The organism is Nibricoccus aquaticus (assembly GCF_002310495.1).
Lineage (GTDB): Bacteria > Verrucomicrobiota > Verrucomicrobiia > Opitutales > Opitutaceae > Nibricoccus > Nibricoccus aquaticus.
In genome coordinates this window covers 2,924,990-2,947,608 of record NZ_CP023344.1, presented here as the reverse complement: position 1 = coordinate 2,947,608, position 22,619 = coordinate 2,924,990, and the positions used below count along the sequence as shown (strand labels likewise).

Annotated in this window: 19 protein-coding genes; 8 read left to right on the top strand and 11 right to left on the bottom strand. The window is 62.0% G+C overall.

Annotated elements, in window-relative coordinates; all coding sequences use genetic code 11:
* The first annotated feature begins 131 nt into the window (after positions 1-131).
* From CMV30_RS11785 to CMV30_RS11775, 3 genes are all read left to right on the top strand, one after another.
* On the top strand, positions 132-2,258 hold the full coding sequence (locus tag CMV30_RS11785; protein ID WP_096056210.1) for a secretin N-terminal domain-containing protein: 2,127 nt from the start codon (positions 132-134) through the stop codon (positions 2,256-2,258).
* 25 nt (positions 2,259-2,283) lie between these two features.
* Positions 2,284-4,029, top strand: a complete 1,746-nt coding sequence (locus CMV30_RS11780; RefSeq protein ID WP_096056209.1) for a GspE/PulE family protein — start codon at positions 2,284-2,286, stop codon at positions 4,027-4,029.
* 190 nt (positions 4,030-4,219) lie between these two features.
* Positions 4,220-5,470, top strand: a complete 1,251-nt coding sequence (locus CMV30_RS11775; RefSeq protein WP_096056208.1) for a type II secretion system F family protein — start codon at positions 4,220-4,222, stop codon at positions 5,468-5,470.
* A 143-nt stretch (positions 5,471-5,613) separates the two neighbouring features.
* Here CMV30_RS11775 and CMV30_RS11770 read toward each other — a convergent pair whose 3' ends face one another.
* The 9 genes from CMV30_RS11770 to CMV30_RS20760 all read right to left on the bottom strand — a co-directional run bounded on the left by CMV30_RS11770 (position 5,614) and on the right by CMV30_RS20760 (position 12,533).
* Positions 5,614-6,138 (bottom strand): hypothetical protein, encoded by a 525-nt coding sequence (locus CMV30_RS11770; RefSeq protein ID WP_096056207.1) that lies wholly within the window; start codon positions 6,136-6,138, stop codon positions 5,614-5,616.
* The gene (locus tag CMV30_RS11765; RefSeq protein ID WP_096056206.1) at positions 6,135-7,295 is read right to left on the bottom strand and encodes a hypothetical protein; all 1,161 of its coding nucleotides are present in this window, start codon (positions 7,293-7,295) and stop codon (positions 6,135-6,137) included. The genes CMV30_RS11770 and CMV30_RS11765 overlap by 4 nt, the downstream gene beginning before the upstream one ends.
* Entirely contained in the window at positions 7,292-8,524 is a 1,233-nt protein-coding gene (locus CMV30_RS11760) for a type II secretion system minor pseudopilin (protein WP_096056205.1), read from the bottom strand. The genes CMV30_RS11765 and CMV30_RS11760 overlap by 4 nt, the downstream gene beginning before the upstream one ends.
* Complete coding sequence (locus CMV30_RS11755; protein WP_175414848.1) at positions 8,524-9,228, bottom strand: PulJ/GspJ family protein; 705 nt, start codon at positions 9,226-9,228, stop codon at positions 8,524-8,526. Before CMV30_RS11755 ends, CMV30_RS11760 begins: the two co-directional genes overlap by 1 nt.
* Positions 9,229-9,254: 26 nt before the next feature.
* The gene (locus CMV30_RS11750) at positions 9,255-9,716 is read right to left on the bottom strand and encodes a PulJ/GspJ family protein (protein WP_175414847.1); all 462 of its coding nucleotides are present in this window, start codon (positions 9,714-9,716) and stop codon (positions 9,255-9,257) included.
* A 23-nt stretch (positions 9,717-9,739) separates the two neighbouring features.
* Positions 9,740-10,273: a prepilin-type N-terminal cleavage/methylation domain-containing protein gene (locus tag CMV30_RS11745; RefSeq protein WP_175414846.1), complete on the bottom strand. Its 534-nt coding sequence runs from the start codon at positions 10,271-10,273 to the stop codon at positions 9,740-9,742.
* Between the two features lie 31 nt (positions 10,274-10,304).
* Positions 10,305-10,784: a type II secretion system major pseudopilin GspG gene (gene gspG / locus CMV30_RS11740; RefSeq protein WP_096057741.1), complete on the bottom strand. Its 480-nt coding sequence runs from the start codon at positions 10,782-10,784 to the stop codon at positions 10,305-10,307.
* 297 nt (positions 10,785-11,081) lie between these two features.
* Positions 11,082-11,426 (bottom strand): hypothetical protein, encoded by a 345-nt coding sequence (locus CMV30_RS11735; RefSeq protein WP_096056201.1) that lies wholly within the window; start codon positions 11,424-11,426, stop codon positions 11,082-11,084.
* A 210-nt stretch (positions 11,427-11,636) separates the two neighbouring features.
* Entirely contained in the window at positions 11,637-12,533 is an 897-nt protein-coding gene (locus CMV30_RS20760) for an AraC family transcriptional regulator (protein ID WP_096056200.1), read from the bottom strand.
* Positions 12,534-12,829: 296 nt separating this feature from the next.
* Here CMV30_RS20760 and CMV30_RS11725 point away from each other — a divergent pair, with 296 nt between their 5' ends.
* Both CMV30_RS11725 and CMV30_RS11720 read left to right on the top strand, forming a co-directional pair.
* A complete protein-coding gene (locus CMV30_RS11725; protein ID WP_096056199.1) occupies positions 12,830-14,461 on the top strand; it encodes a fucose isomerase in 1,632 nt (543 codons plus the stop codon).
* A 169-nt stretch (positions 14,462-14,630) separates the two neighbouring features.
* Positions 14,631-15,428: a class II aldolase/adducin family protein gene (locus CMV30_RS11720; protein ID WP_096056198.1), complete on the top strand. Its 798-nt coding sequence runs from the start codon at positions 14,631-14,633 to the stop codon at positions 15,426-15,428.
* A gap of 36 nt (positions 15,429-15,464) precedes the next feature.
* Here CMV30_RS11720 and CMV30_RS11715 read toward each other — a convergent pair whose 3' ends face one another.
* On the bottom strand, positions 15,465-16,685 hold the full coding sequence (locus CMV30_RS11715) for a hypothetical protein (protein ID WP_138223263.1): 1,221 nt from the start codon (positions 16,683-16,685) through the stop codon (positions 15,465-15,467).
* 195 nt (positions 16,686-16,880) lie between these two features.
* Between CMV30_RS11715 and CMV30_RS11710 the strand changes: the two genes are divergently transcribed.
* The 3 genes from CMV30_RS11710 (at position 16,881) to CMV30_RS11700 (ending at position 21,886) form a co-directional block, all read left to right on the top strand.
* Positions 16,881-18,311, top strand: a complete 1,431-nt coding sequence (locus CMV30_RS11710) for a glycoside hydrolase family 28 protein (protein ID WP_096057740.1) — start codon at positions 16,881-16,883, stop codon at positions 18,309-18,311.
* A gap of 343 nt (positions 18,312-18,654) precedes the next feature.
* Positions 18,655-19,431 carry a DeoR/GlpR family DNA-binding transcription regulator gene (locus CMV30_RS11705; RefSeq protein ID WP_096056196.1) on the top strand — a complete coding sequence of 259 codons (777 nt, stop codon included), beginning with the start codon at positions 18,655-18,657 and terminating at the stop codon, positions 19,429-19,431.
* Positions 19,432-19,690: 259 nt separating this feature from the next.
* Complete coding sequence (locus CMV30_RS11700; RefSeq protein WP_096056195.1) at positions 19,691-21,886, top strand: bifunctional rhamnulose-1-phosphate aldolase/short-chain dehydrogenase; 2,196 nt, start codon at positions 19,691-19,693, stop codon at positions 21,884-21,886.
* A gap of 244 nt (positions 21,887-22,130) precedes the next feature.
* On the opposite strand, the gene CMV30_RS11695 is transcribed toward CMV30_RS11700, so the two are convergent.
* Complete coding sequence (locus CMV30_RS11695; protein ID WP_096056194.1) at positions 22,131-22,550, bottom strand: secondary thiamine-phosphate synthase enzyme YjbQ; 420 nt, start codon at positions 22,548-22,550, stop codon at positions 22,131-22,133.
* Between the last annotated feature and the right edge of the window lie 69 nt (positions 22,551-22,619).

Here is a 22,619-nt window from a genome sequence, read left to right as displayed (position 1 = left end):
GGCGTCATAGCCTCCTCCAGTTAACGCGAACGTCGCTCACATCGCCGTTTACAACACCCTTTTCCTCACCTCTCATTCGCACCCCGGCGGGCCAATACCCCGATCCGCCACGATCACTTTTAATAACCCGCATGACCCCGCGTCCCTCCCGCCTGTGGTTGCTTTCCGGCCTCGCCGGCGCCGCCCTCACCCTGAACGCGCAGCCTACCAGCCCGGCCTCACCGCCTGCGAACGCACCCGTTGCGAGCGCCCCGGCTCCCAGCTCCACCACGCCCCGCCTCGTTGTCCTGGGAAATCCCAACGATCTCTGGGACGGCCCCGTCAACGCGCCCCAGCTCCCGCTGAAACTCCTGCCCAGCATCCTCGAGCAACTCACCGGCCGCACCATTCTCCTCGCCCAAGGCCTCCCCAACCCCGACCTCCCGATCGTCTTCAACTCCGCCCCCACCCGCGGCGAATTCCTCCAAGCCATTGAGACCGTCCTCACCATGAACCAGCTCGCCCTGGTTCCCCTCGGTCCGAAATTCCTCAAAATCGTCCCCCTCGGCAACGCCCGCATCGAGGCCCCTGCCCTCCTCGAAGAATCCGCCCTCACGCTCCCTCCTAGCGGCCAGATCGCCGCCAAGCTCTTCTCCCTCCAATTCCTCCGCGCGGGCGAATTCGTCCCCCAGATCAGCAACCTCCTCAACCCCGGCTCCGGCTCCCCGCCCGTCATCTTCGAAAAGTCCAACGCCGTCCTCATCACCGACTCGATCTCCACGCTCCAACGCATCGAGCAGATCATCGCCAAGACCGACGGCCCCACCGCCTCCGGCACGCAGGCCAAATTCTACACCCTCACCAACGGCGCCAAAGCTTCCGACATCGTCACCAAGCTCCGCACCTTCCTCCAGCCGATGCAGGCCCAGATCGGCTCGAACACCTCCTACAACGCCGACGACCGCACCAACCAGATCATCCTCTTCAGCGACCCGCGCCAGTTCCCCCTCTTCGACGAACTCATCGCCAAGCTCGACGTCAAATCCGACCCCAACACCCGCAACGAGGTCATCCCCCTCAAACACGCCGACGCCACCGAGGTATCCACACTCCTCAATACGCTGATCACCGGCCAGACCCGCGCCACCCAGGCCAACGGCAACGCTCAAAACAACAACCGCGGCCGCAATCCTGCCGCTCCCACCACGCCCGACACGCCACCCGCGCCCAACGTCACCGCTCCCGCCGGCCCGATGATCGATGTCGGCGGCGCCAGCAATGAGTTCAGCTCCCTCGTCAACCTCCAGCCCGACGTCCGCTCCAACGCCATCGTCGCCTCCGGCACCGTGGACGACATGCGCCTCATCAAACAGCTGATCGAGAAAATCGACATCGTCCTACCCCAAGTCCGCATCGAAGTCGTCATCGCCGAAGTCACGCTGAGCGACGCCGCCAGCTCCGGCATCAGCGCACTCGGCCTCGCTGTTCAAAACGGCAAACTCATCGGAGCCATCGCCTCGGGTCCAGGAACGAGCATCGGTGGATTACCTGCCGCCAACGATTCCACGTCTCCCACCGGCTTTGCCAGTGCCACCGGCAAGTTCGACCTGTCCGCCGTCATTTCGCTCAGCACCACGCCGCGAAAAAATAACAGCGTCATTTTCTCCGTCCCGAGCATCACCACCATGCACAACAAGGAAGGCGAAATTTTCTTCGGCGAAACCCGCCCGATTATCAGCAGCATCACTTCCTCTGCGACAGGATCAAATTCTAATGGGCTCTCCTCCCAATCCAGCGTCACCCAGCAGGAAATCGGAACCACCGTCACGGTGAAACCCCTGATCGGCTACGACGGCTCCGTCCAAATGGAAATCAAACAAGAGATCAGCGACGTCGGTGGCGAGGTATTGGTCGGCCAGGACAAGCAATACATCATCAATAAACGGAAAACCTCGTCTTTTTTCACCGCCAGAAGCGGCGAAATACTTGTCATGGGCGGCATTCAAAAGCGCACCAACAGCCGCACGACAAGCCGTCTCGGCCCGATTCCGTTCATCGGTGATCTTCTCGGGAGCCGCTCGCGCCGTGAGGATCGCACCGAACTCGTCTTCTTCATCCGCCCTACCGTCCTGACCAATACGGACGCCGACAACGCGCAAGCGATGCAACAGGTCGAAAACATGCCCAACAAAGAAGCCGTGAAAAAAGTCCTCCAGCCCGCTGGCACGCTGAACGAAGACAAAAAGTCCGACGGCCCCGTCCTGAACCGCAAGAAGTAAACCGCCGCGCCTCGCCCCACCCGCCATGCTCGGCACCTCGCCCGATTCCACCCTCCCGGCCTCGCTCGCCTCGCGCCTCTCCGACGAGCAACGCCAGCCCATCCTCGAAGCCTCCCGCGGCCAGCGCGTCAAACTCCTCGCCGCCGCCCTGAGTCTCTCCGAACCGGATACACTCAACGCCGTGGCCGCCGCCGCCGGCCTCGACACCGCCCACAACCTCGAAGCCGACGGCCCCTCACTCAGCCTCCTCCCCGCCCGCCTCGTCCACGACTACCAGCTCGTTCCCATCGTCCACGGCAAACCCGCCTCCGACGCTTCCGGCCCTCAACCCTCAACCCTCAACTCTCAACCTTCCGCTTCAGATCCTCTCCACCTCGCCACCGCCTGGCCGCCCGACGCGATCATGGTGGACTGGATCCGCACCTTCACCCCGCGCCCCGTCGTCTGGCACCTCGGCGTCGCCGAGAAAATCCACCAGCTCATCCTCCAGCACTTCGGCGTCGGCTCCGGCTCTCTCGAAGACTCCGACGACGGCTACGTCGCCCCCGAAGCCGCCCAGCAGGCCGACGACGTTGACGAAGAAGCCGCCGTCGTCCGCTTCGTCACCGACGTCATCAGCCAGGCCGTCGCCGACGAAGCCACCGACATCCATTTCGAACCGCAAGAAGGCCGCCTCCAGATCCGCTACCGCGTCGACGGCCTCCTCGTCGCCGTCCCCGTACCGGATAATTTGCTACGTTTCCAGGACGCCATCATCTCCCGCCTCAAAATCATGGCGAAGATGAACATCTCAGAAAAACGCCTCCCGCAGGACGGCCGCATCAATTTCCGCGCCGGTGCCACCGTCCTCGACATCCGCGTCTCCACCGTCCCCACCATCTACGCCGAATCCATCTCCCTCCGTCTTCTCAACCAGAAGAAGGAAGCCTACACGATGGACCGCCTCGGCATGAGCAAGCACGAGCAGGAGCAGATCAACCACATCCTCGAGTACCCGCACGGCATCATCCTCGTCACCGGCCCCACCGGCTCCGGCAAATCGACCTCGCTCAACGCCTTCCTCCGCAAGATCAACTCCCCCGATCTCCGCATCATCACGATCGAAGATCCCATCGAGTACGAAGTCCCCGGCGTGAACCAGATGCAGGTCCGCTCCGAAATCGGCCTCACCTTCGCCAGCGCCCTCCGCCACGTCCTCCGTCAAGACCCCGACGTCATCATGGTCGGCGAAATCCGCGACAAAGACACCGCCGAGATCGCCATCCGCGCCTCCCTCACCGGTCACTTGGTTTTTTCGACGCTTCACACCAACGATGCACCCGGCGCGCTCACGCGTCTGATCGACATGGGCATCGAGCCCTTCCTCGTCACCTCCGCCATCGAGCTCGTCATCGCCCAGCGCCTCGTCCGCCGCCTCTGTCCCGACTGCGCCGCCCCCGAGCCCGTCAACAAACTCAAACTCCGAGACACCCTCGCCGTCCTCGGCATCGACCCCGCCGAAGCCGATCTCATCAACGCCCTCAAGCAACCCGTCGGCTGCGACCGGTGCCGGGGAACTGGATACCGCGGCCGCATCGGCATCTTCGAAATCCTCAAGCCCAACGACGAACTCCACGACCTCGTCATCAAACGCGAAAGCACCCGCACGCTCACCCAGTCCGCCCGCAAACACGGGATGCGTCCGCTCCAGGTTTCCGGCTGGGAAAAAGTCCAGGCCGGCCACACCACCCTCGATGAAGTCCTCCGCGTCATCACGGTGACAGAAAAATAGCCACAGCTCCGCTGCGGGAATGACCAATGACCAGTGACACAATGAATGCTCTCCGCCGGTGGAACGCGCACTCCGTGCGCGTTGTTCACGCCACGTCCGAAGCACCCCGGCCTTCGCCGCCCCACTCCGCCTTTCCGTCACTGGTCATTGGTCACTGGTCATTGGTCATTCCCCTTCGGATCACCTAACGATGCCGCGTTTTTCCTACACCGCCCGCAACCGCTCCGGCCAGTCCGTAGCCGACACGCTCGAAGCCTCCAGCCGCAAAGACGCCCTCCGCCTCCTCTCCGCCCGCGGCCTCCAACCCATCCGCGTCGACGAATCCTCCACCAGCCGCCCCGCCGCGAAAAAATCCTCAGCCTCTTCCCGCGCCGACCAGCCCGCGGCCCGCTCCAAGTCCGCGCAAAAACTCACCCGCGCCGAGCGTCTCCCGTTTCTCCAGGCCCTCGAAGATCTCATCTCCAGCGGCCTCTCCGCCGGCGAAGGTCTCCGCCTGCTCTCGCAACGCCTTCAGGAGCCCAAGCTCAAAGCCCTCTGCGCCGGCCTCTGGGAACGCCTCGGCGAAGGTGCCACCCTCTCCCGCGCCCTCGGCGATTTCCCCGAGGTGTTCGACAGTGCCACCATCAATCTCATCCAGGCCGGCGAAGCCACTGGCAGTCTCCACGATGTCCTTTCACGCCTCATCACGCACTTGAGCGAACAGCAGGAACGTCGTCGCGAGCTCGTTAACGCGATGCTCTACCCGGTCACGCTCCTCTTCGTCGCCGGCGGTGTCGTCCTCTTCTTCCTCTTCTTCCTCCTGCCAAAACTCCAGGGCCTCTTCACCTCCCTCGGCGGCAAACTCCCCTTCTCAACCCAGCTCCTCATCGGCTCGGCCAACTTCGCCCTCAAGTACGGCATCTTCGTCCTCGGTGCCGCAGTCTTCGGCGTCATCACTTTCTGGCGCTGGCGCGCGACTCCCGCCGGCCGCGAAACCACCGACGCCTGGCTCCTCAAGCTCCCGCTCGCCGGCAAATTCTTCGTCAGCCAGACCGTCCTCGCCATCAGCCAGACACTCTCCGTCCTCCTCGAAAATGGCATCACCACCGTCGAGGCACTCAAGATGACCGCCCGCCAGATCGAGAACGTCATCCACCGCCGCGCCTTCGACGAAGCCGTGGACCGAGTCATCGAAGGTGAAGGCCTCTCGCGCGCCCTCGAACGCACCGCTTGCTTTCCCCCACTCGTCCTCGACCAGCTCGCGATCGGCGAAAACACCGGCAACATCGTGCCCAGCCTCAAAAAAATTTCCGCCAACTACCAGAAGATCGTCTCCCGCCAGCTCGCCATGTTCACCAAAGTGATCTCCAGCGGCGTGCTCCTCAGCGTCTTCGTCTTCGTCGGCTTCCTCGCCTTCTCCATCGTCAGCGCCGTCTTCCAGCTCAGCGCCTCCTTCAAGTAAACGAGCTGCTCAAAGACTGTCCGCCATTCTCCGTCCTCAGCGATACAGCCATCTCCGATAAGTCCCATAGGATCTATAAGACTTATCAGTACGCTTCTATCGCTTTCAGTCTGACCGGACCATCACCCGCCACCCTCCCTCGCTCAAAACTGCATCGAGGAAATCTTCATCGTCTGCGACAGCACATGCCCGTTCGCCGCCGACGTGGAAAACAGATCGAATGAAACGATCCCCATGTAAGGCGATCGCTTCTGCAGCTCCGTATAAAACTTCGTGAGCGCGTCGTAGTCCGCGTTACGGATCACCACCTGCACCGTGTGGACCGAAAATTGCCCGGCCTTGTCGCTCGGCGAGCCGCTGATGGTCGCCTTGCTCGCGACCCCCGCCGCATTGGCGATCGTGTTGATCTCCGACTGCAACCGCACCGGATCGTAAGTCCGCGACGGATCGAGCCGCGCGATCGCCGCGTGCGCGCGCTCCTCGATCAAATCCTTCTGCCCGAGCACCACTTCCTGCTCCTTCAAATCCAGCGAGGTCGCGCTCACCTCGCGCCAGAATTTGCCCGCGCGCTTCCCTGCGCCCGAGAGCCACATCGCCGCGGCACCCACGATCAGCGCCACCAGCAATACCTTCTCACGCAACGCACGACTTAGAAAAAATGCCTTCATGATTCGACCTCCGCCTGCACGACGCCTGGTTTGAACGTCACCTTGATTCTAAAAGTAGAAACACCCCCGCGCGTGTCGTTCTCCTGGACGATCGCGCTCTCGCACTGCTCCAGCCCGTTGAGCACCGTTTGAAACGTTACGATGTCGTTGGGCACGTTTGCCTGTCCCTTCACATCGAGTGTGTAGATCGAATCGGACGAGGCCCGGATGCTCGTGAACACCACCGAATCCGGCCGTTTCGATTTCACCAGGTCGATCATCTCAAACGGCAGCAACCGCTTCGTTGAAAGCTCCTCGATGCTCGTCGCCAGCCCATTCTGTTTCTCGATTTCTGCAACCGCACCCGCGCGCGCATTCACGATAGCCACACGGCCTCTCTGCCAGAATTTCCCGCCAACCACGCCCACCTCCAGGATCAGCGCGAACACGATCGCCGCCGCACTCCCGAGAAAAATCCGCCACAGCAACAGATCCCGCGCCCTCGCCCGGCGCCGCACCGTCAGGTCATCCTTGTCGCGCACATCCAGCGCATCGAGCGCCTCGCGCGTGAACGACGTCTCCACCCCTGTCGCATTAAAAACCAGTTCGTCCTTGTCCGACTCCGGATCGAGCGCGGGCAACGCATCCAGCTCTTTCACCGTCACGCTCTCGCCCACCGCTCGCAGCACGTCGTCGCGAATCCGCGCGCGCGCCACCTCGTCCGCTTCCGGATCAACCGGCCTGCTCACCACCGCTGACGGCACATCCTCCGCGTCTGCCCAATGCACCGCCGTCAGATTGTTTTCACTGCTCAATAAAATTGTCGTCGCCCGCCCCACCTTCGCCGGCAACACCGTCGCAAACACCGGCATCACCACTTCCGCGTCCGCCCAATCCTCCATTTGCTCGCCCGTGAAACGCTTCCGATACGCCGCGAACACCAGCGCATGCTTCGCGCCCGGCTTCCAGAAATGCCCATGATACATCTGAGCCAGCGGAAACGGCGCGAGCGCCTCCAGCGCCAGCTCCACCTGCGCGGCCACATCCGTCGCCGTGACCGCCTCGGCCACTGGCACCACCCGCGTGAAAAATTGCGCATCCGGCAGCAGCACGACTTTCGGCGGCGGCGCGGTCAGGGAAAAACGAGGCTGGGCGGGTTCGGTCGTGATCGTGCTCACAAGGGGGAAGAGGTCGTAACGTCGGCAGTGGGAATCGCACCGTTTTCACGGATTTCCAAGAGTGTAAATGGGTAGTTCAGGCTTTTCACCTGCGCCGTGCTCGCAGCCGTCGCGGGGGTACTCCGGCCAGACGCAGCCGCCGGCGAGGAGTTACCTCCTTGCGCGCCATTATTTCCCTCTGCCGTCGCCTTGTTCAACGCTCCCGCCTCCGGCGCCTTCGCCCCGCCCGATGGCGCCAGCAACACCGCCAGCCGGTACGTGTTCAACCCTTCGCGCACCGTCACGATCACCCGCAATGCGTGGATCTCCGTCCCCACCCGCCCCGCCGCTTCCGACTTCGCCCCGAGCACGCCCGCGATGTCGTTCGACGACTTGAACACACCCGATCCATTCGCCTGATACATCCCCGAACCCGTGCGATACTCATTGAGCCGTTGCTGCTGCTGCGGGTCATCCGCCCCGAGCGAGGCAATCAGCTCCGGCGACGCCCCGTTGATATTCGGACGATTGAAATTATAGAGCGAAAACGTCGTCGTGAACCGCCGCCACAGATCATTCGGCAGCCCCTTCTCATCGTAGAAAACCTCCCGAGCATACTCGATGGCCGCCAGCTCCGAGAACGACCGCAACGACCGCCCTGGCGGCTGGTACGGCAGATCCCCCTTGTCGTAATCCTCAGCCCGCGGTGCCGCGATCGACGCTGCCGTGTGGTCTTTCTTCATCCAGCCCAGCAACGCATCCGTCAGCTTCTCCGCGTCCGGCACCGGCATGTCCCACGACTTGAAAATCAGCGTCAACGTCGGCGCATCCACCCGCGGCAGCGAGAGCTTCCCGCTCTCATCGTCAAAACTCACCGCCACTTCCCGCCCCTCCCCCGGCTCGTACCCCGCAAACTCCAACGGCTCGCCCCAACCCTCCGATGGACTCCGCAAATTCCCCAGCACCGACCGAAAATCCTCCAGCACGCCCACCGTCGTCTCCAGCGCCGAGTACGCCTCAGTCCGCAACCGCGCATCCGTCATCACCCGCGTCTCCGCGATCAGATCCGTGCTGGCCTTCTCCAAAAACAACGTCAGCGCCGCCACCGCGAACAACATCGTCACCAGCACGATGATCAGCACCGAGCCTTTTGTCCGATGGAGGCGCGCTGCCCTCACCGCGCATGACGTCGATTGCCGACCGACCGCCCCGCCGGTCTTCTCCTTAAAAATGGCGTTCGCGTTCTTCATCACAACATCGGCATCCCCTGCCCGACCGCGGGCAACCCGATCAACGATTCTATCGTGCGACCGCCGTAGATAAACTTCAGCCGGAGTCGCTGCGGCACCACGACTTCGCCCGCCGGGTTTTTGCGCAGCGCCCGCTCGTTTTTCCAGTTTTTGAAATCCGTATCGTAGTAATCGTAACTCATCTCCGTCACCAACGGCGTGATCACCGTCTCGCGCGGCGGATCGTCGGCGAATTTCTTCTCCAACCGCGAATGCCACAGCAGCACCAGCCCTTCGCGATCGCGCACGGCAAGCGCGCACATCACATCCGGCAGCGCCCGCTCCGGCCAGTTCAGGATCCGACTGCCTTCAGGCAGCTCGAAGGTGAGATAATTATCCGTCATCCCCGTCTGCGCGCGGATTTCCTGCACCGAAATCCCCTGCTCCGTCACGCTCGCGAAAGGCGGCAGCGCCGCCGAGCCCAGCTCGCGCTCCAGGAAACGCGTCACATTGCGCACATGCAGTTCAAACAACCGCAGGTCCGTGTTCTTCCCCCACAACTCGCCCATCGAAAACACAAACGTGTTCATCGAAACCAGCACCAGTGCCACGATCCCGATCGCCACCAGCACCTCCAGCAACGTGAACCCCCGCCGCAAACTCCCGCGTAGCGACGAGCGCCCGCCCCGTAGCCGCGAGCGCGCAGCGAGCGGTCTTGCATTCACCGTAAAATTATCTTCGCCCGCCTTCATCACCGCTTGTTCGCCAGTCCTTGCTGGATTTTCTCGATGCGCATTTTCGCATCCGCACGCAGCTTGTCGCGATCCGCCGGCTGCGACCACGTCGGCCGCAATACCCGGAACGTCTCCTCGCGCATCTCCGGCTTCGGCAGATCCGGCCCGGTCAGCTCGCACTGAAACGTCACCTTGAAAAGATCCGCTGTCGTCGTCGGCTCCACCGCCGCTTTCCAGCTCACGCGCCGCCCGTTGCCACCATCGAACTCCGCGCCCCGCTCCACCACCGTCAGATCCGCCTCCGCCAGCAACGCCGCCCGCGCGAAACGCACATCCTCGTCACGCGTCACCGCCCGCCCCGCGATTTCGTACGCGTTCAAGATGTTGATATACGTCGCCCCCAGCGCGATCGCCATCATCACGAAAATCGCCAGCGCCACCAGTACCTCGATCAACGAGAAACCGCGCCGCCGCTTCACGGAAAAAAAGTCCCGTCCCTGCGTCATCGCCGATCCTCCGCCGAAGGCAGCACCTGCGCGCACGTCCACGGATCGATCGCATGCGTGCGCGGATTGATGCCCCCATTACGCAGCTGCACGCGAAACGGCGAACACGTCCCGTCACCATAAAAAGTCACATACGGCAGCGTCTGCGTCTCCACCAATTCTCCCGCCACCAGAATCGTCGAGCGCGTCTTCTGCGTGGAGAGAAAATCCAGCTTCACATCGTCCTTCGCCTCAAACGGCATCCGCTGCTCCACGCCGTCCCGGTTCAGCACTAGCGCCGCCGGCTCATCCTTTGTCGCCGCGACAAAAAGCATCCGCACTTCGCGCCCCGCGAGCAGCGCCTGCTTACGCCCCTCTGTCACCGCCTGCCAGAAAACATCCTCCGCCACCGCCGCCTTGCCGCCCGTGAGCCCTCCCGCCGCCGAGATGAATACCCCCGCCAGCAAGCCCAGCAACGCCAGCACCAGCAGGATTTCCAACAACGTGAAACCCGCCCGGCTCCGGCGAAAAACGGTGATCGCTGCGTTCATGAGACGGGGAGTCGTGCCCCCGGAAACCGCCTTACTTCGCGGTCTCCGCTGCACTGGCCCAGTTGCCGATGTCGTCCGCCGTGCCATCCACCTTGTCCTGCCCCTTCGACCAAAGGTCGTAGCTGTTTTTGTTTTTCACGCCGGGATAGCGGTACTGATACGGCTCCTTCCACGGATCGAGTAAAGCGGCGCTGTCCACTTCGAGATACGGTCCCTTCCACTGCCCCGACTTGTTAGCCGGAGCCGTGATCAACGCCTGCAACCCCTCGGCCGTCGATGGATAAGAACCCATCGTCATGCTGTACGTTTTCAGCGGCACCTTCAGCGTATTCTTCACGAAAAGATCGGCCGTCTTGTCATTCGCCGTTCCCATCACGGTATCGAGATTTGTGATCGCCAGTGTCGCCAGCAGACCGAGGATCGCCAGCACGACGAGAATTTCGAGCAGGGTAAATGCAGCACGCGACTGACGCACACCGCGACGAAGAGAAGCGCTAAGAAGAGGGGTCATGGTAGATAAGAAGGTAAACGCCCCGCCGCGCCCTTTGTCCAGTGCGCGGGCGGCACAATCGAGTGACGCCTTCACGTCTCAAAAGTTTCACCCAACTTCCGCCGCGCCCCCTCCCTGTAAGCGGGGTGCCCTCACCCCGCACCGGCCGCTCGCCGCCTTCCGTCGTAGCCGCGCTCCTGAAGCGTGGCATCCGCACGATACACCGCCCCCTTGGCTCTTTCCTTGGATCTCGGCTTCCGCTTTTGGTCTTTGCCCCTTTGGCGTTTGCGATTTCCACGCCGCACGCGCGGCGTGGCCTCACCGATCCGCCTTCACCGCCGGCCCATCCGAAATCGCCACAATATCCTTCGGATTCACGATGTAGTTAAACCCCCGCCCCACCTCCACGATCAACAACCCGCCCGCCTCCTTTACCCCGCGCACATCCTCCAGCACATAACCGACATTCTCCTTCTGCATCGTCAGCGTAAACGGAGGCCGTACCAGCACCCCAAACGCCTGCACATACGAGCGCGCCAGCAACCGGTTCTCCGACTCCACGTTCACCGTTTGTTCGATCGGCTGAACCGAGCGACCCTGAGCAAAAACGCCGGCAACGGCGGAGATAAACACCAACAACCCAACCAGCAGTTTGTTTTTCATGGGGAAAAATTAAAGCACCTGATCAGACCCCACCTCCACCCAAAAGCTCCATTCCACCTCTTCCGATGGAGGCGCGGTGCCCCCAACCGCGCTTTCGCCGCCTAACCCGGCACAACTCCCACGCCGCCTCCCAACCCTCTTCAACGTCGCTTCTGCCCTCCCGCCGCCCCTGTGTCACAGCTCCGTGCCCTCTGTGACCCATGCCTTAAATCATCCCCGCCGCTGCAACCCGCTCGGCGCCACCCCATGCACCGCCTTGAAGCATCGGGAAAAATGATACGGGTCCGCAAACCCCACCCGCTGCGCCGCCTCTTTGACGAGCCCCCGCCCATCCACCAAAAACTCCGCCGCCAGATTCATCTTCCGCCGCAACAGATACTGATACGGACTGATCCCCTGAAACCGCCTGAATAACCGGCAAACACTAGACACATCCAGCTGCGCCTCCACTGCCGCCTGCTCCAGCGTCATCAACCGCTCCGCCTGCTCGTCGAAGAGCGCCTTACACCGCAAAAAATTCTCCCGCGCCGTCTCCCCTTCCGCCGCATCCCCCGCCCGCGGCGCCACCTCGCTCAGCTTCAGCAACAACAACTCAAACAACACCCCGCAAATCTCCGCCGCCCGTCTCCCCGGCCGCTGCCCTTCGCGCACCAGATCATCGAGCACACTCCGTACTTCACCATGCGCGCTCAGCGCCGTCACCCGGTCCGCCCCCAGCCCCGCCTTCGCCAGTCGCTTCACCTCCGCCTCTCCCGCCAGACACAAAAAATACTTCACCATCGGCCGCTCCGCTGCCGCCGCCATCTCCAACGCCGTCGTCCCCCGGCACACCACCACACTCCCCGGCCCGATCTCCGTTTTCTTTCCACCGCCAATCCGCACCCACCCCGCCCCCTCCGCGACAAACTCAACGAGCGCATACGCAAACGACGCCCGGTCGATCCGGTAATCCGGGTTGCACTGCTCCCGCCCCCCAAACGCCAGCCCGCCGCCCTGTTTGCCTCCCGATAAATTCAGGAAAAAATACCGCGACCCCGACACCTGCCCCGACAACAACCCCGGCCCCACCACCTGTTGGGAGCGTCGGCCGCTGGCCGGCTTCTTCACCGAACTTTTCCCACTTTGGATTTTTTCTTTCACGCTACCCCACCTCACCTCAATCCCCTTTCACCGCCAAGCTCCAACACAGCCAACAATATCCATTCCGCTGCCGTTATTCTCCATTCTCACCCGCCTCCTCTCCTGCTAGATTCACATTCCTCCGATCTCCAAACCCCCACCAAGAATTTCCAGCCCGCTTCATCCCCAATCCTGTTAATCCTCTTAATCCTGTCCAAAATTCCGTCCCTCCCCGTCTGTTCTCTCAACTCTCAGCTCTAATCCCTCAACTCCCCCCCTTTCCCATGAAAAAATCCTCCAAAGCCAAAACCATCCTCCTCGTTGCCAGCGGCGACCTCCGCCAGTCCGCCAACGAAACCTGCTGGCCCGCCCAGGCCGCGATGGAAAAAACGCTGACCAAGGTCATCGCCTCCTTCGGCTACAAACTCACCCGCGCCCACCCCTACAAACCCGCCGTCAAACACGGCTTCATCTCCTCTCAAAAGGAAGGCATGGAGATCTTCGCCAATCTTGATCCCGAGACTCCGATCATCGTCGCCGAAGCCGTCTGGCAATATTCCCACCACGTCCTCGCCGGCCTCATCTCGCACCGCGGCCCGATCCTCACCGTCGCCAACTGGTCCGGCACCTGGCCCGGCCTCGTCGGTATGCTGAACCTCAACGGCGGCCTCACCAAAGCCGGCGTCAAATACTCCACCCTCTGGAGCGAAAACTTCGACGACGCCTTCTTCCTCGACGGCCTCTCCGCCTGGCTGAAAACCGGCGTCGTCAAACACAAGACCGCCCACGTCCGCCCCCTCGCCAAGACCACCGTCCCGCCGAAGGCCAAAGCCGTCGCCAAAAAAATCGCCGCCGACCTCCGCAAAAACAAATCCATCATGGGCGTCTTCGACGAGGGCTGCATGGGCATGTACAACGCCATCATCCCCGACGAACTCCTCTTCCAGACCGGCGTCTACAAAGAGCGCCTCTCCCAATCCGCCCTCTACTACGCCGCCACCCAGGTCACCGACGCCGAGGCCCAGGAGGTCTTCAACTGGTACAAAAAGAAGGGCTTCACCTTCCACTTCGGCACCAACGAAGAGACTGAACTCACCGAGCGCCAAGTTCTCCTTCAGTGCAAAACCTACATCGCCGCCGTCCGCATCGCCGACGAATTCGGCTGCGAGTCCATCGGCATCCAATACCAGCAGGGCCTCAAAGATCTCCTCCCCGCCTCCGACCTCGTCGAAGGCACGCTCAACAACAGCGACCGCCCTCCCGTCAAAAACGCCGCCGGCAAAGTCATCCGCCCCGGCCAGGCCATCACCCACTTCAACGAGGTCGACGAATGCGCCGGCCTCGACGGCGTATTCACCAACCGGGTGCACACCGCCCTCGGCCAGCCCGTCGAAAACACGCTCCACGATCTCCGCTGGGGTTCCCCCGACGCCTCCGGCACGACCGATGAATACGTCTGGGTCTTCCTCATCTCCGGCTCCGCTCCCGCCGCCCACCACATCGGCGGCTGGGCCGGTTCTGACTCGATGCGCCAGCCCGGCATGTATTTCCGCCTCGGCGGCGGCACCCTCCGCGGCGTCGCCAGGCCCGGCGAAATCGTCTGGAGCCGCGTCTGGGTCGCCAACGGCAAACTCAAGATGGACCTCGGCCGCGCCAAAGTCATCGAGCTCCCGAAGGAGGAAACCGAGCGCCGCTGGAAAGAAACCACGGTCCAATGGCCGATCATGCACGCCGTCACCTACGGAGTTAGCCGTGACCAAATGATGGCCCGCCACCAGGCCAACCACATCCAAGTCGCCTACGCCAACAGCGCGAAGGAAGCCGACCTCGCCCTCTACGCCAAAGCCGCCCTCGCCGCCGAACTCGGCCTCGAAGTCTCCCTCTGCGGTACCAAAGCCAACGGCACCGCCTTCTAAGAACGCGAAGCCGCAAAGCTGACTTCCAATCCATGAAACCACAGAGGCACAGAGCACACGGAGCCCAACCCTTCAGATCTCTGTGCCCTCTGTGTCTCTGTGGTTAAAAACTATTCCGAAAACTTAGCGTCGTTGCGTCTTCGCGCTTAACCTAACCGTCAATCGCCCCATGCCTTCGCCCAACAAACCCGTCGCTCCCGCTCCTAATCCATCCGCGCTTCCGTCGTTGTTGTCCCTCTCCCACGACCTCGGCCGCGAAGACCGCGCGCTCGCCATCCTCGGCGAAGGCAACACCTCCACCCGCGTCAGCGAGTCCACCTTCATCGTCAAAGCCAGCGGCTCCAACCTCGCCACCCTCGCACCCGAAAACGTCACCGCCTGCCGCTTCGACAAACTCCTCCCGCTCCTCGACAAAAAATCCCTGCCCGATGCCGCGATCGACGAAGCCCTCCTCGCCTCCCGCGAAGACGCCTCCGCCAAAAAACCCTCCGTCGAAGCCATCTTCCACGCCTTCCTCCTCACGCTCCCCGGCGTGAATTTCGTCGGCCACACCCACCCCAATTCCGTCAACAGCCTCCTCTGCTCGAAGTGGGGAAAAACCTTCGCCACCCGCCGCCTCTTCCCCGACGAAATCGTCTGCTGCGGCGAAGCCTCCGTCTTCGTCCCCTACACCGACCCCGGCCTGAAACTCGCGCAAACCATCCGCCGCGAAACCCTCGCCTTCGTCAAACGCACCGGCCAGCCCCCGCGCATCATCCTCCTCGAAAACCACGGCCTCATCGCCCTCGGCGCCAGCCCCAACGGAGTCCTCGCCGCCACCCTCATGGCCGACAAAGCCGCCCGTATCTTCTTAGGCGCTACCGCCGCCAGCGGCGGAAAATCCCCGCAATTCCTCACCCCCGCCCAAGTAGCCCGCATCGCCGGCCGCCCCGACGAACACTACCGCCGGAAAATGCTGAAGCTCTGACAGCCGGGCCACGCTCAATCAGCCTCAGCCTCCAGATCAAAAATCCGCTTTTGCCGCAGCTTCCAGCTCCCGCCGCAGATCGTGAGCGCCGAGCTGCGTCAGCGAAACGCGATACATACTCCCTCCGACACCCGCGGAGACATAGTGTGATCGGATAAAGTCGATGATGCGCTCCCGGTCTCGATCCGCGTTGGGAAACTCCTGATCCGTCCAAAAACGTCGGGCCGGATCGAAATAGCCAATGCGGGCAAGAAACGAGACGCCGAAATACTGACTGGCTTCGATCGACGACTGATCGACCGTAAACGATCCATCCGGTCGCAACGACTCGCGCAGGCACCAATCGAGCATGGTCTGGATTTCTGTGCGCATCGCCGCCTGTTGCGCCGGGCTCGCGTGCTTCCAACCGAGACGAAAGAGCTCCACCGCATCCGTGTGATCGTGATTCGACGTTTCCCAGCCATACCTCACGCCTTTGATCGCGAGCGTGGTATCGATGATTTTCGGCCAGTCGGGCACCTCACCGTTGAGATAGCTGACAATGTGAAACGTGATGCTGATGTCCTTGGTTTTGGTAACCCGACCCTTTCGTACGTAATGCTCACCCCAGTAACCCGTCTCCGGATCGCGGGCAGTATTCATGATCCAGTCCAGCAATGTCTCCTTGAGTTCGGGATGATAGGAGTAGCCAGCCGGGGGCTCGCGCAGGACGAGCCGGAGCAGATGACCGATCGTTTCATTCAGCTCCCAACGGTTGTCCCGTCCGCCATATTCTGAGGTAAGCAGACGGTTAAGATGCGCAGTGAGTTTCTCCGGGGAATTGATACGATCGAGAAACCGCGGCGGGTATTTGCTAGGGGCAATGAATCGCGCCGGTCCGGCCATATGATCGTAGCTGACGATCAACTTGAACATCCACTCCGTGTGCCACTTTCCCCAACTTCCATCTTCGGGTGACTCCTCATCTAGCTGGTCGTTATTACGAGGGTCGGCGAGCGCGGCTTTTAGCGCACGGATTCGCTCCCGAACTCGGGGATAGTCGCGCGTCTTTCCGTAAACCCACTCAAGCTCCGTGTAGATCTGATGAGCCGGGACGTTTCGGATCTGCTGCTTCTCCTGAGCAAGCACTTCCGCCCGGAGCCGGCTGACCCTCCAGCCGTAATAGTTTTTCTCGATCGACCGGCGCTGCGTCCAAATCGTCACTGCAAAAACAAACGCTACAAGACAGGCGAGCGTGATAAAAAAAGTCTTCTTCATGCAGTGATCGCGAGAGGCACGGGCAGCAGAGAATAGGATTCCGCGCTCCATGCAAACAGACGGATCGAATCAACGAATGACCTAGCGAAGCACCGGCTAAAAACGCATCTTCAGGGCCTCGCGAATTCAAACGGTAAACCAATGTCCACAAATCGCCGTCTCGCTCGCCCTATCGAAAACACGCACGAAATCCTCATGCGCTTTTATCCAGGTTTTCACTTTTTCGCGCTTTGCGTTCTCACCGTCGCCCGCTCATTCGGCGGCAGCGAAACGCTCTCCGTTCAAGCGCCCTTCCCCATGCCACCCATACCCGTGGCCACCTTCCCCGCCCGCGATTTCCCCATCACCGATTTCGGCGCAAAACAAATCCCCGCTAACCCCGAGTCCGGCCAATCCGACTCAACCTCCGAGCTGTCCGCCCTCACCGCCACCACCAACGCCTTCCGCCGCGCCATCCAAGCCTGCGCCGAGGCCGGCGGCGGCCGTGTCATCGTCCCGCCCGGCCGCTGGCTCACCGGCGCGATCCATCTCCGCAGCAACGTCAACCTCCACCTCGCCGACGGCGCCGTCCTCGAATTCAGCGCCGATCCAAAAGACTATCTCCCCGCCGTACAATCTAGCTGGGAAGGCATGGAGTGCTTCAACTACTCGCCGCTGATCTACGCCTTCGACTGCGACAACATCGCCATCACTGGCAAGGGCACGCTCCTCGCCCGTCTCGATACTTGGCGCGAATGGTTCAAACGCCCGCCCGCGCACATGGCCGCGCTCAAGCAGCTCTATGAGATGATGTCGAAAGACGTCCCCGTCGCCGAACGCCAGATGGCTGTCGGCGAAAACAATCTCCGTCCTCAGTTCATCCAATTCAACCGCTGCCGCCGCGTCCTCATAGAAGACATCAAAATCCGCAACAGCCCGTTCTGGGTCGTCCATCTTCTCCTCTGCGACGGCGCCATCGTCCGCCGCATTGATGTCTCCGCTCACGGCCACAACAACGACGGCATCGACCCTGAAATGACGCGCAACCTCCTCGTCGAGGACTGCGTGTTCGACCAAGGCGACGACGCCATCGCCATCAAGTCCGGCAGCAACCGCGACGGCTGGCGCCTCGCCACGTCCTCCGAAAACATTGTCATGCGCCGCTGCGTCATGAAACGCGGCCACCAACTTGTCGCCATCGGCAGCGAACTCTCCGGCGGCATCCGCAATGTCTACATCCACGACTGCCGCTTCGAAAATTCACCCGACGACAAACCCCAGCACATCCTCTTCATCAAAACCAACCGCCGCCGCGGCGGCTTCGTGGAAAACATCCACGTCGAAAACATCACCGCCCGCAGCACGAAGATCGGCGTCTTCGGCATCGAGACCGACGTCCTCTACCAATGGCGCAACCTTGTGCCCACCTACGAAGAACGCCTCACGCCCATCCGCGGCATCCACTTCCGCAACGTCACCGTCGACGAAACCGACACCCCCTTCCGCATCCTCGGCGATCCACAACTGCCCGTGAAAGATATCGTGATCGAAAACGTCACCATCACCAAAATCACCGGCAAACCCTCCCGGTACGAAAACGTCGAAGGCATTCAGGAACGAAATATACATATCGGAAGTTCCCCCTGACGCTTACCAAACATTCGCGATCTTCCTCTCGGCGTCTGCCCCTCATTGCTTTCAGATCAGTAAGCCCTCAGGCCCCACCTGGTCGTCCACCCCGACGCGCGATTAGCGCGCTCCTCCGCCCGGTAGTCGTAGGCGATCAGCCGAAGACACACTTCCAAGTTTCGGCCTTGGGCTGAAACCATGAGTGGTTTGCCCCTCCTAAGCTGACCTCTGCCCGCGTTAGAACTAACCGCGTTCGCCAACACCTCGACTCACCAGCTCATGCCCGGCCCATATATATGATTGACCCCAATCATAAGCCATCAAACGCTCCGCCCTCTTTCCTTCGTATTAAGCCACCTTCATGCGTGTCCCTCTCCACATCGTCGAAGCCCGCCGCGAACGTCTCCGGACGCTCATCCGGCAAGACGGCTTCATCCCGGTGTCCGACATCTGCCGCGCCCTGAAAATCTCCGAGGCCACCGCCCGCCGCGACCTCGCCGCCATCGAGGAATCCGGCCACATCACCCGCACCTACGGCGGCGCCCTCGCCGACTACAACACCGCCTTCGCCTCCCTCGGCGAACGCGCCAAACGCGCCCGCTCCGCCAAAGCCCTCATCGCCCGCGCCGCCTTCGAACGCGTTCCCACCAGCGGCACCCTCTTCCTCGACGCCGGCACGACCATTCTCGCGCTCGCCCGCCTCCTCGCCCGCCGCCGCGCGCAACAACTCACCGTCGTCACCAACAGCCTCCCCGTCGCCTCCGTCCTCGGCGGCGCTCCCGGAATCACTCTCCATCTTCTCGGCGGCATTTTTCTCCACCGCCAGTCCACGCTCTTTGGCGACCTCGCCGTCACCGCGCTCAAAGCCTGGGATTTCGACGCCGCCTTCCTCGGCGGCGAAGCCATGAATACCGACGGCATCTTCAACTCCCACGAAGAAGTCGTCCGCCTCCAGCGCGCCGCCTCCGCTCGCGCCCGCGAAAGTTTCTTCTGCCTCGACGCCTCCAAACTCTCCAAGTCCACGCCCCACCGCGTCGCCCCCTGGCCCGAAGTCACCCGCCTCATCACCGACGCAACGCCCACCGAACTTTCCCAATCCGGCATCACCCTGAAACCCAAACAACTCCTCGCCGCCTAAAGACCATTTCGATTTTCGCCACCGAGAACACAGAGCCTCTTTCCACTCCAAAGACTTCACACACCACTCCACATCTTTCCTGATCAGTGCCTCTCAGCGCTCATCAGTGGTTCAAAAAATTTCCTGTCCTCTTCTCCGTGCTCTCTGTGTCAGCGCTCCATGTCCTCTGTGAGCCACTCCGATTCCGACTTCCGTCTTTCCGTCTCTCAACTCTCATCTCTCAACCCTCAACTTCCTCCTCACCCTTTCCTCGAACCACATGAGCACCAAATACACCTACGTTAACTATCTCTGGGACGACGCCAAAGCTGCCTCCCTCGATCCGGTCGGTCGCCTGATCTACCGCTCCAACCTCCTCGGCAGCGACCAGCGCATCACCAACACCGGCGGCGGCAACACCTCCTCCAAGATCCAGGAAAAAGATCCCCTCTCCGGCCAGCCGGTCGAAGTCCTCTGGGTCAAAGGCTCCGGCGGCGACCTCCGCACCAGCACCCGCGAAAACTTCTCCTCGCTCTACCAGCAGAAGCTCCTCGACCTCCAGAAACTCTACGCCTCCCGCCCCGACAAGGGCCTCAAGTCCCAGGCCGAGGACGACATGGTCGGCATGTTCTCGCACGCCACGTTTAACCTGAACCCGCGCGCCTCCTCGATCGACACCACCCTCCACTCCTTCCTCCCCGGCAAGCATGTCGACCACATGCACCCCAACGCGATCATCGCCATCGCCGCCTCCGCCAACCGCGAGAAACTCACCAAGGAAATCTTCGGCGGCGAAATGGAATACGTTGGTTGGATGCGCCCCGGCTTCGAGCTCGGCCTCGCCATGCAGGAGATCGCGAAGAAAAATCCAAAAACCCGCGCCATCATGATGGGCCAGCACGGCTTCATCTCTTGGGCCGATGACGAGAAGCAGTGCTACACCTGGACCCTCGACTGCATCGAAAAAGCCTCCGCGTACATCGAATCCAAATACGCAGCCAAAGGCGGCGACGCCAAAGCCTTCGGCGGCGAAAAATACCAGACCCTCGCCGAAGAGGCCCGCAACGCCCTCTTCGCCGCCATCCTCCCCTGGCTCCGCGGCCAGGTCTCCAAGGAAAAGCGCTTCATCGGCACCGTGCAGTCCGACGAAAAGATCCTCCGCTTCGTCAACTCGAAGGACGCCGCCCGCCTCGCCGAACTCGGCACCAGCTGCCCCGACCACTTCCTCCGCACCAAGATCAAGCCCCTCTACGTCGACTGGAATCCCCAGGCCGAAGACCTCGCAACGCTCAAGTCCAAGCTCGCCGCCGGCCTCGAAGCCTACCGCAAGGACTACGCGTCGTACTACTCGAAGTGCAAACACGCCAACTCCCCCGCGCAGCGCGACCCGAACCCGACCGTCGTTCTTATTCCCGGCCTCGGCATGATCGCCTGGGGCAAAGATAAATCCGAGTCCCGCGTCACCGCCGAATTCTATAACTGCGCCGTCGAAGTCATGCGCGGCGCCGAGGCGATCGACCAATACGTCGCCCTCCCGCAGCAGGAAGCCTTCGACATCGAGTACTGGCTCCTTGAAGAAGCGAAACTCAAGCGCATGCCCGCCGAGAAAGAACTCGCCCGCCAGGTCATCGTCGTGATCGGCGCCGGTTCCGGCATCGGCAAGGAAACCGCCCACCGCCTCGTCAAAGAAGGCGCCCACATCGTCTGCGTGGACCTCAACGCCGACGCCGCCAACGCCACCGCCAAAGAGATCACCGACAAGTACGGCCTCGGTATCGGCGTCGCGGGCACAGGCCTCTCCAACTGCGGCCCATCCCTCGGCCTCGCCGCCAACATCACCGACCGCGCCAGCATCCGCAAAATGCTCGACCAGGTCGCCCTCGCTTACGGCGGCTTCGACTCCATCTGCGTCACCGCAGGTATCTTCGTTCCGTCGGACACGAGCGGCCACATCCCCGACGACAAATGGGCGCTCACCTTCGCCATTAACGTCACCGGCTCGTACCTCGTCGGCGACGAAGCGTACAAGACCTGGAAAGACCAGGGCCTCCGCGGCAACCTCGTCCTCACGACCTCGGCCAACGCCGCCGTCGCGAAAAAAGGCTCCGTCGCTTACGACGTCTCGAAAGCCGCCGGCAACCACCTCGTCCGCGAACTCGCCATCGAGCTGTCCCCGCTCGTCCGCGTGAACGGCGTCGCCCCCGCGACGGTCGTTCAAGGCTCCGCGATGTTCCCCCGCGACCGCGTCATCGGCTCTCTCGCCAAGTACAACATCCCCTACACAAACGACGAAGCCACCGAGTCCTTGGTCAAGAAACTCGCCCAGTTCTACGCCGACCGCACCTTGACCAAAGCTCCGATCACGCCTGCCGACCAAGCCGAAGCCTACTTCCTCCTGGTCACGCAGCGCCTGAGCAAGACGACGGGCCAGATCATCACCGTCGACGGCGGCCTCCACGAAGCCTTCCTCCGCTAATCAAGGTGGAACGCGCCGTACCGGCGCGTTTCCGACTCTTCTCCCCAAGCCACGCCCAACCGGCGTGGCTTTTTCTTTCCCCAATTCCGCCTCCCCCTTTCTCCGGCCCATCCTGTTCCTCCTGTAATCCTGTCTAAAAAATTCCGCGTCTCCGCGCTTCCGCGATCTCCCCTCTCCCCCAATCCCGTTAATCCTCGTAATCCTGTCTAAAAAAAATTCCGCCCCTTCCCGCCCGCTCCCCGGCCTACTCCCCCACCACCGTCACAATCACCGTCCGCGTGTGCGCATGCCGCCGGTGCTCCCACAGAAAAATCCCCTGCCACGTCCCCAGCAGCATTTTCCCTCCCGCCACCGGCACCGTTTCACTCGTCCGCGTCAGTGCCATCTTGATGTGACTCGGCATATCGTCCGGCCCTTCGAGCGTATGCTCAAAATGCGGATCGTTCTCCGGTACGAGCCGGTTTAACCACGCCTCCAGATCCGCCCGTGCAGTCGGATCGGCATTCTCCATGATCACGAGCGAGCAGCTCGTGTGCTGGCAAAACACCGACACCACTCCCGCCTTCACGCCGCTGCGCGCCAGCTCCCGCGCCACCGCATCCGTGATTTCCTGAGTGCCCTGTCCGCGCGTGCGGACCGAAAGCGTCGCTTGAAAAACAGCCATGCCGAAAACGGAACTCCCCCCCGCATCGAACGCAATCTCCCGCCACTCACCTCACCCACTCTTCTCTAT

Excerpts from the sequence above, each read along its gene's own strand:
- CMV30_RS11785 (WP_096056210.1), top strand. The coding sequence starts at position 132 with ATGACCCCGCGTCCCTCCCGCCTGTGGTTGCTTTCCGGCCTCGCCGGC.
- CMV30_RS11780 (WP_096056209.1), top strand. The coding sequence starts at position 2,284 with ATGCTCGGCACCTCGCCCGATTCCACCCTCCCGGCCTCGCTCGCCTCG.
- CMV30_RS11775 (WP_096056208.1), top strand. The coding sequence starts at position 4,220 with ATGCCGCGTTTTTCCTACACCGCCCGCAACCGCTCCGGCCAGTCCGTA.
- CMV30_RS11770 (WP_096056207.1), bottom strand. The coding sequence starts at position 6,138 with ATGAAGGCATTTTTTCTAAGTCGTGCGTTGCGTGAGAAGGTATTGCTG.
- CMV30_RS11760 (WP_096056205.1), bottom strand. The coding sequence starts at position 8,524 with ATGAAGAACGCGAACGCCATTTTTAAGGAGAAGACCGGCGGGGCGGTC.
- CMV30_RS11745 (WP_175414846.1), bottom strand. The coding sequence starts at position 10,273 with ATGAACGCAGCGATCACCGTTTTTCGCCGGAGCCGGGCGGGTTTCACG.
- gspG (WP_096057741.1), bottom strand. The coding sequence starts at position 10,784 with ATGACCCCTCTTCTTAGCGCTTCTCTTCGTCGCGGTGTGCGTCAGTCG.
- CMV30_RS11735 (WP_096056201.1), bottom strand. The coding sequence starts at position 11,426 with ATGAAAAACAAACTGCTGGTTGGGTTGTTGGTGTTTATCTCCGCCGTT.
- CMV30_RS11725 (WP_096056199.1), top strand. The coding sequence starts at position 12,830 with ATGAAAAAATCCTCCAAAGCCAAAACCATCCTCCTCGTTGCCAGCGGC.
- CMV30_RS11720 (WP_096056198.1), top strand. The coding sequence starts at position 14,631 with ATGCCTTCGCCCAACAAACCCGTCGCTCCCGCTCCTAATCCATCCGCG.
- CMV30_RS11715 (WP_138223263.1), bottom strand. The coding sequence starts at position 16,685 with ATGAAGAAGACTTTTTTTATCACGCTCGCCTGTCTTGTAGCGTTTGTT.
- CMV30_RS11710 (WP_096057740.1), top strand. The coding sequence starts at position 16,881 with ATGCGCTTTTATCCAGGTTTTCACTTTTTCGCGCTTTGCGTTCTCACC.
- CMV30_RS11705 (WP_096056196.1), top strand. The coding sequence starts at position 18,655 with ATGCGTGTCCCTCTCCACATCGTCGAAGCCCGCCGCGAACGTCTCCGG.
- CMV30_RS11700 (WP_096056195.1), top strand. The coding sequence starts at position 19,691 with ATGAGCACCAAATACACCTACGTTAACTATCTCTGGGACGACGCCAAA.
- CMV30_RS11695 (WP_096056194.1), bottom strand. The coding sequence starts at position 22,550 with ATGGCTGTTTTTCAAGCGACGCTTTCGGTCCGCACGCGCGGACAGGGC.